This window comes from Waltera acetigignens (assembly GCF_025567015.1).
In the GTDB taxonomy this organism is placed as follows: Bacteria; Bacillota; Clostridia; order Lachnospirales; family Lachnospiraceae; genus Acetatifactor; species Acetatifactor acetigignens.
This window is the reverse complement of sequence record NZ_JAOQJO010000024.1, coordinates 43,166-51,335: the sequence shown is the minus strand read 5'-3', so window position 1 is coordinate 51,335 and position 8,170 is coordinate 43,166. Positions and strand designations below refer to the sequence as shown.

Sequence of the window (8,170 nt, the reverse complement as noted above, 5' to 3'; positions counted from 1 at the left end):
AGTACACACTTTTTGAACCGAAAACAAGAAAAACGCTTCTGGAGTGCTGACCAAAAGCGTTTTGTCTACAGTCTGAGGCATACGCGAGTATGCCTTTTTTGTTTGATGAATGGAAAGTTACGCTCATTGCGGTTGGTAGTTTCAAATCCACGAACGTCCACAGCAAACGGAACATCCTTCCGCGGTGGGCATCGCGGCATTTATTATAGCCTACGTTACGAAATGCCCTGTAATTTACGTTTTTTCTCTGCTGAGCCCCGGGAGTTTCCGACAAGCGGGGCGTAATTCATGTTTTTTCTCTGCTGAGCCCCGGGAGTTTCCGACAAGCGGGGCGTAATTCATGTTTTTTCTCTGCTGAGCCCCGGGAGTTTCCGACAAGCGGGGCGTAATTCGTGTTTTTTCTCTGCTGAGCCCTGGAAGTTTCTGACAAGCGGGGCGTAATTCGCGTTTTTTCTCTGCTGAGCCCCGGAAGTTTCCGACAAGCGGGGCGTAATTCGTGTTTTTTCTCTGCTGAGCCCTGGAAGTTTCTGACAAGCGGGGCGTAATTCGCGTTTTTTCTCTGCTGAGCCCCGGAAGTTTCCGACAAGCGGGGCGTAATTCGTGTTTTTTCTCTGCTGAGCCCTGGAAGTTTCTGACAAGCGGGGCGTAATTCGTGTTTTTTCTCTGCTGAGCCCTGGAAGTTTCTGACAAGCGGGGCGTAATTCGTGTTTTTTCTCTGCTGAGCCCTGGAAGTTTCTGACAAGCGGGGCGTAATTCGTGTTTTTTCTCTGCTGAGCCCTGGAAGTTTCTGACAAGCGGGGCGTAATTCGTGTTTTTTCTCTGCTGAGTCCCGAAGATAAAACCCTCCGCAATGAGCCACGCTATTCATAAGATTGTCAGCATAAAACGCTGCCAATCTTATTTCATATCGCGGCGTTCGCCGCATCTCGGCATAAGTAAAGACAGCGAATCATGCGCGAGCGCCCATCGCTGTCTTCACTATGCCTATGCGCGGCTCATTGCTCGCGTAACTTTCCATTTACCGATAAAATTCCACCAGAGAATCCAGCTTTGCGGACATATTCATCATCATGGCATCCAGGACGGTGATGGCGGTCATGCATTCCATGACGACTACAGCTCTGGGGACGATGATGGGATCGTGGCGGCCGCGGATGGTAAGCTCTGTATTTTCACCGGAGCAGTTCACAGTCTGCTGGGGGCGGAAGATGGAAGGAGTGGGCTTCACGTAAGCTCGGATGAGTAAGGGGCTGCCATCACTCATGCCACCTAAAGTTCCGCCGGAATGATTGCTGGCCTTGACAACTTTACCGTTCTCCATGCGGAAGGGATCGTTGTTCTCGCTGCCGGTATGGCGGGCTGCTTCGGCACCGTCACCAAGCTCCACAGCCTTAACGGCACCGATGGACATAATGGCCTTCGCCAGATTGGCATCCAGTTTCTCAAAGACCGGGTCTCCGATTCCGGCGGGAAGACCTTCCACGAGGCATTCCATGCAGCCACCAACGGAATCGCAGTTTTCTCTGGCCTGGTGCAGATAAGCACAGGCCTTTTCGTCAGCCTCTGCATCCGGCATGGCAGTAATGGTGGAGCGGGCAGTGTCCCGGTTATATTTTGCAGGATCCGCATCGATGGGGCCGATGGAACGGGTATAGGCGAATACGGTAATACCCATCTGTTCCAGAATCTTTGCAGCAATAGCTCCGGCCGCCACACGCCCGATGGTCTCACGACCGGAAGAACGGCCACCACCTCGATAATCCCGAAAACCGTATTTGGCATCAAAGCAGTAATCTGCATGGCCGGGACGGTAATTCTCTGCAATCTCGCTGTAATCTGCGGAGATCTGGGAGGTATTGCGGACCATCAGGGAGATGGGAGTACCGGTGGTCTTTCCGTCAAAGACACCGGACAGAATCTCCACCTGATCGGCTTCTTTACGTTGTGTAGTGATAGCACTGGTGCCGGGTTTACGGCGATCCAGATATTTCTGAATCTCTTCTTCGGAGAGAGGAAGTCCGGCGGGACAGCCGTCCACGACGACACCCAGTGCCTTTCCGTGGGATTCTCCCCAGGTAGTGATCTTGAAAATGTTACCAAATGTTGAACCGGCCATGACAGTTCTCCTTTTTCCACTGTTCAGAACCTCACCCATGCATTCGCAAAAGCGCACGATGAATTGTGCGTTCCGGTTGCTGCACAGTTAATTTTGCTCATTTATGGAGCGGTGACTCTATTCGAGTCACCTTACGAATCATAAAACTGCTATTTACATGCAAGCATGACATATCAGTTTTAACGATCCTTAGAGGTCAGAATAGTTACTTTTTATCATAAATTATACGCAATTACTGAAAAAATCGCAACTTTTTTATAGAAAAAGGATGCAACACAAAACAAAATATGCTATCATATGACATAAGTACTAACGGGAAGTAAAAGGTCGACACGGGAATGGAAAAAACTACGGAAGAAAAAGCCAGAGCGAAACTTCTGAAATTGGGCAGAAAGAACAAATGGAACAGAGCGGTAGCAGTGCCGTTGCTGTTTTTTGTGATGTCTTTTTTTCATATCCGGAATTATTGCCACAACAACGGAAAGCGTTTTGCAGTGATGCTCGGTACCTTTTTCCTGTTTGCGGTTTATAGCAGCTTTTCTTTTCCGGCCTTTATCACCGAGGATACCGGAACGGATTATGAACTGAAAAATACCGACACCCAGAACATCTCTCTGGCAGAGGAAAAGGAACCGGATATGGCAGGTCTGGAACTTTTGGAGGATGAGGATGTGTTGGAACAGTCGGATTACAACAGCACTTCCCATGGGTATGCACTGGTGGATAAGTATGACGCTTCCGATATTCTGCAGGCGTCCGAGGCTATTGTGAGCGAGAATGCGGATGCTGAGAAGACCGGAGAAGACGGCAGTGTGACAGAAGACGATAACGCAGAGCAGGAGGAATTCCGTTCCGATGACTGGCGTCTGGTTCTGATCAACAAACAGAATTCCATTCCGGATGATTATACGTTCCAGCTAGGTACTATCAAAGGAAAGATGCAGTGCGACAAGAGAATTCTGGAAGATCTGCTGGCTATGCTGGAAGCGGCGGAAGAGGACGGTGTGAATCTGACCATCTGCTCTCCATACCGGGATCTGGAATATCAGCAGATGTTGTTTAACCGCAAGATCGAGCGCTATATGAAGCGTGGTATGTCCTATATGGAGGCGTATCAGCTGTCCAGTCAGGCGGTGACCGTACCGGGAGCCAGTGAGCATCAGATCGGTCTGGCACTGGACATTGTCTGCAACGACTATATGTCGCTAGACGAAGGCTTTGGAGATACGAAAGCAGGAAAATGGCTGGCAACCAACAGCTGTCGTTTTGGCTTTATTTTACGATACCCTGAAGGCAAGGAAAACATCACGGGAATCGAATATGAACCCTGGCATTTTCGTTATGTGGGCAAGGCCGCAGCAACGGTGATTATGGAACAGGGAATCTCGTTAGAAGAATTCTGGGAGGAATATGTAGAAGATGTATCGATTGATTAAACAGGAAGGACGTGCCAAGAGAGGCGAATTTACCACTGTACACGGCGTGATCCAGACACCTGTATTTATGAATGTGGGAACTGTGGCTGCCATCAAGGGCGCTGTGTCCACAGCAGACTTAGAGCAGATCGGGACCCAGGTGGAACTGTCCAATACCTATCATTTACACGTAAGACCGGGAGACCAGATCATCAAGCAGATGGGCGGCCTTCATAAATTTATGTCCTGGAACAAACCGATCCTGACGGATTCCGGTGGATTTCAGGTATTTTCTCTGGCGGGGCTGCGCAAAATCAAGGAAGAGGGCGTAACTTTCCGCTCTCATATCGACGGACACAAGATTTTCATGGGTCCGGAGGAGAGCATGCAGATCCAGTCCAATCTGGGATCTACCATTGCCATGGCTTTTGACGAGTGTGCCCCCAGTAAGGCAGACCGGATGTATGTACAAAATTCCGTGGAACGTACCACCAGATGGCTGCAGAGATGTCAGGCGGAGATGAAGCGCCTGAACAGTTTAGAGGATACGGTGAACCCACACCAGCTGTTATTCGGCATCAATCAGGGGGCTATCTATGAAGATATCCGTATCGAGCATGCCAAGCGGATCGCTGAGATGGATCTGGACGGTTATGCGGTCGGCGGTCTGGCAGTTGGCGAGACCCATGAGGAAATGTACCACATTCTGGATGAGGTGGTACCTTATCTCCCGGTGAACAAGCCAACCTACCTTATGGGTGTGGGTACCCCGGCTAATATTCTGGAGGGTGTAGAACGTGGTGTTGATTTCTTCGACTGTGTATATCCGACGAGAAACGGACGCCATGGACATTTATATACCAACCATGGAAAGATTAATCTGTTTAATGCCAAATACGAACTGGATGGCAGACCCATCGAAGAGGGCTGCAACTGTCCTGCCTGCCAGAGATACTCCAGAGCTTATATCCGTCATCTGTTAAAGGCGAAAGAGATGCTGGGTATGCGTCTTTGTGTACTCCACAATCTGTATTTTTATAATACCATGATGACGGAGATCCGTGATGCCTTGGATGCAGGCCGTTTTGCAGAATATAAAAAACAGAAGCTGGATTCCATGGCTACACCGTTAGAATAAGTTACAACTGTCGGAGTTTAGAGGAATTTCATACAATTTTATGCAAAAAGACTTGCCCCTTAAGCTATTTTTGTGTATCATACTTACTTGTACAGAAAGTTTTACAGGCGTAACACGCCGGAATGGAGGAACAAATGGGTATTTTATTAACTGAGTCAGAGGCTGCTGCAGCAGGTTCCGGAACCAGCATGATCGTTATGCTTCTTGTATATGCAGTATTGATCGGTGCAATGTGGTTTTTCTTTATGAGACCGCAGAAGAAGGAACAGAAGAGAGTAGCTGCAATGCTGTCCAACTTAGAGACAGGTGACTGCGTTCTGACCACTTCCGGTTTCTATGGCATCGTGATCGACATTACCGATGATACCGTTATCGTAGAGTTCGGTAATAACAAGAACTGCCGTATTCCTATGGAGAAATCTGCCATCAGCAAGGTTGAGAAGGCTGGAGAGAACTAAGAAGAAGTGAAAAAGGAGCAATGCCGGGATAAGGTATTGCTCCTTTTTGCATATACGGCACAACTAATGGCTTGATCTATTTTAATGTCCATAATTGCATTTATGTTAATTTTCAATGTTGAAATTTAGTACTGTATCAGTTATTATGAAATAAGTATTTTACGTAAAAATACAGGAAATATCACAGGAAACGAGGAAAATAACACTATGGAGTTACGTATTACCTGTATTCCCGGCGATGGCATTGGACCTGAGATCGTCAGGGAGACAAAAAAAGTCTTGGACAAAGTTGCGCATAAATATGGTCATAAAATGATCTATAAAGATATTCTGATGGGAGGAGCTTCCATTGATGTCCATGGAGTCCCTCTGACAGAGGAAGCGATTGCGGATGCCAAAGCAGCAGATGCGGTGCTGATGGGATCCATTGGCGGCAACACTACTACCTCTCCCTGGTACAAGCTTCCTCCAGAGAAGCGTCCCGAGGCGGGACTGCTGGCACTGCGTAAGGCATTGAATCTGTTTGCTAATTTAAGACCCGCAGTACTTTACGATGAACTGGCAGCAGCGTGCCCTCTGAAAGAGGAGATCAGCAAAGCCGGATTTGACATGCTGATCATGAGAGAGCTGACCGGCGGACTTTACTTCGGTGAGCGTAAGACTATCGAAGAGAACGGTGTGAGAAAAGCTATTGATACCCTGACCTACGATGAGAACGAGATCCGTCGAATTGCTATCAAAGGTTTTGATATTGCCAGAAAGCGGAAAAAGAAAGTTACCAGCGTGGATAAGGCTAACGTACTGGATTCTTCCAGACTGTGGAGAAGGGTTGTAGAGGAAGTGGCAAAGGGCTATCCGGATGTCACTCTGGAACATATGCTGGTAGACAACTGTGCCATGCAGTTAGTTAAGGATCCTGCCCAGTTTGATGTTATTTTGACGGAGAACATGTTCGGAGATATTCTTTCCGATGAGGCAAGTATGGTGACCGGTTCCATCGGAATGCTGGCCAGCGCCAGCCTGAACGACACGAAGTTCGGTCTGTACGAGCCCAGCCACGGTTCTGCACCGGATATCGCAGGAAAAGATATTGCAAATCCTATTGCTACTGTACTCAGTGCCGCTATGATGCTCCGTTACAGCTTTGATTTGGATGAAGAAGCGGATGCCATTGAGGCAGCGGTGAAAAAAGTATTGCAGGACGGCTACCGCACCATCGACATTATGTCTGAGGGCTGTACACAGGTAGGCTGTACCGAGATGGGTACCCTTCTGGCAGAAAGAATCTGACAACAATTAAGCGGTTACATTTGCGAATAGAGAAGAGAAAGAGAGACAAAGATATGAGAAGTGATTCTGTAAAGACAGGAACTGCCCAGGCACCCCACAGAAGTCTGTTCAATGCCCTGGGATTTACCGAAGAAGAGAGAAGACGCCCCATGATCGGTATCGTCAGCTCCTTCAATGAGATCGTACCCGGACACATGAATCTGGATAAGATCACCGAAGCTGTAAAAATGGGCGTAGCCATGGCCGGAGGTATGCCGGTGGTATTCCCCGCCATTGCTGTATGTGACGGTATTGCCATGGGACATGTGGGAATGAAATATTCCCTGGTGACCAGAGATCTGATCGCCGACAGTACTGAGTGTATGGCTATGGCACACGGCTTTGACGGTCTGGTATGTATCCCCAACTGTGATAAGAACGTTCCCGGTCTGTTGATGGCAGCAGCCAGAGTGAATATTCCTACGATCTTCGTATCCGGCGGTCCCATGTTAGCCGGACATGTACACGGACAGAAGAGAAGCCTGTCTTCCATGTTCGAGGCAGTGGGAAGTGTGGCAGCAGGTACCATGACCATGGATGAACTGGCAGAGTTTGAGGAAAAGGTGTGTCCTACCTGCGGTTCCTGTTCCGGTATGTACACCGCGAACTCCATGAACTGCCTGACCGAGGCTATCGGTATGGGACTGAGAGGCAACGGCACCATTCCTGCCGTATATTCCGAGCGTATCCGTCTGGCAAAACATGCCGGCATGAAGATCATGGAACTGGTAGAGAAAAATATCCGTCCCAGAGACATTATGACACCGGAAGCATTCCAGAATGCACTGACGGTAGATATGGCGCTGGGCTGCTCCACGAATACTATGCTGCATCTGCCCGCTATTGCAAGAGAAGCCGGCGTGGAACTGAATCTGGAGATTGCCAACGAGATCTCCGCCAAGACTCCGAACCTGTGCCACCTGGCACCGGCGGGCCCTACTTATATGGAAGATCTGAATGAAGCAGGCGGTGTCTATGCGGTAATGAATGAACTGTCCAAGAAGGGACTTTTGAACCTCGATTGTCTGACAGCAAACGGCACTACCGTAGGCGAGAATATTAAGAATTGTGTAAACAAGAATCCGGAAGTCATCCGTCCTGTGGAAAATCCTTACTCCCAGACCGGAGGTATCGCTGTACTGAAGGGGAATCTGGCACCGGACAGCGGCGTAGTCAAGAGATCCGCTGTAGCACCTGAGATGCTGGTACACGAAGGCCCTGCCAGAGTATTCGATTGTGAAGAAGATGCTATTGATGCTATCAAGTCCGGTAAAATCGTCGCAGGCGATGTAGTAGTGATCCGTTACGAAGGCCCCAAGGGAGGCCCCGGCATGCGTGAGATGCTGAATCCTACTTCTGCCATCGCAGGAATGGGACTGGGTTCCAGCGTGGCACTGATCACGGATGGACGTTTTTCAGGAGCATCCAGAGGAGCATCCATCGGACATGTATCCCCTGAGGCAGCAGTGGGCGGCCCAATCGCACTGGTGGAAGAGGGAGACATCATCCGTATCAATATCCCGGAGAACAAGTTGGATGTACTGGTATCTGACGAAGAACTGGCAGCGAGAAGAGCAAAATGGCAGCCCAGAGAACCCAAGATCACCACAGGCTATCTGGCAAGATATCATGAACTGGTGACCAGCGGCAACCGTGGTGCGGTACTGGAAGCACCTTCTCAGAAGAACTAAGCAATCATTAAATAACCGGAGGG

General features: G+C 49.0%; 5 protein-coding genes and 1 pseudogene. 5 read left to right on the top strand and 1 reads right to left on the bottom strand.

All coding sequences use genetic code 11. The annotated features are described in order from the left end of the window. Positions 1-1,018: 1,018 nt before the first annotated feature. On the bottom strand, positions 1,019-2,116 hold the full coding sequence (aroC, locus tag OCV96_RS17905; RefSeq protein ID WP_262595074.1) for a chorismate synthase: 1,098 nt from the start codon (positions 2,114-2,116) through the stop codon (positions 1,019-1,021). 338 nt (positions 2,117-2,454) lie between these two features. Between aroC and OCV96_RS17900 the strand changes: the two are divergent. From OCV96_RS17900 to ilvD, 5 genes and pseudogenes are all read left to right on the top strand, one after another. Next, positions 2,455-3,469 (top strand): annotated as a pseudogene (locus OCV96_RS17900) (M15 family metallopeptidase); the annotation flags it as partial. A gap of 66 nt (positions 3,470-3,535) precedes the next feature. Next, on the top strand, positions 3,536-4,669 hold the full coding sequence (gene tgt / locus OCV96_RS17895) for a tRNA guanosine(34) transglycosylase Tgt (protein ID WP_118505085.1): 1,134 nt from the start codon (positions 3,536-3,538) through the stop codon (positions 4,667-4,669). A 134-nt stretch (positions 4,670-4,803) separates the two neighbouring features. Further along, on the top strand, positions 4,804-5,127 hold the full coding sequence (gene yajC, locus OCV96_RS17890) for a preprotein translocase subunit YajC (protein WP_118505042.1): 324 nt from the start codon (positions 4,804-4,806) through the stop codon (positions 5,125-5,127). 207 nt (positions 5,128-5,334) lie between these two features. Further along, complete coding sequence (gene leuB, locus OCV96_RS17885; RefSeq protein WP_262595072.1) at positions 5,335-6,417, top strand: 3-isopropylmalate dehydrogenase; 1,083 nt, start codon at positions 5,335-5,337, stop codon at positions 6,415-6,417. A gap of 53 nt (positions 6,418-6,470) precedes the next feature. Next, positions 6,471-8,147: a dihydroxy-acid dehydratase gene (gene ilvD, locus OCV96_RS17880; RefSeq protein WP_176864643.1), complete on the top strand. Its 1,677-nt coding sequence runs from the start codon at positions 6,471-6,473 to the stop codon at positions 8,145-8,147. Positions 8,148-8,170 lie beyond the last annotated feature (23 nt).

Excerpts from the sequence above, each read along its gene's own strand:
- yajC (WP_118505042.1), top strand. The coding sequence starts at position 4,804 with ATGGGTATTTTATTAACTGAGTCAGAGGCTGCTGCAGCAGGTTCCGGA.
- aroC (WP_262595074.1), bottom strand. The coding sequence starts at position 2,116 with ATGGCCGGTTCAACATTTGGTAACATTTTCAAGATCACTACCTGGGGA.
- leuB (WP_262595072.1), top strand. The coding sequence starts at position 5,335 with ATGGAGTTACGTATTACCTGTATTCCCGGCGATGGCATTGGACCTGAG.
- tgt (WP_118505085.1), top strand. The coding sequence starts at position 3,536 with ATGTATCGATTGATTAAACAGGAAGGACGTGCCAAGAGAGGCGAATTT.
- ilvD (WP_176864643.1), top strand. The coding sequence starts at position 6,471 with ATGAGAAGTGATTCTGTAAAGACAGGAACTGCCCAGGCACCCCACAGA.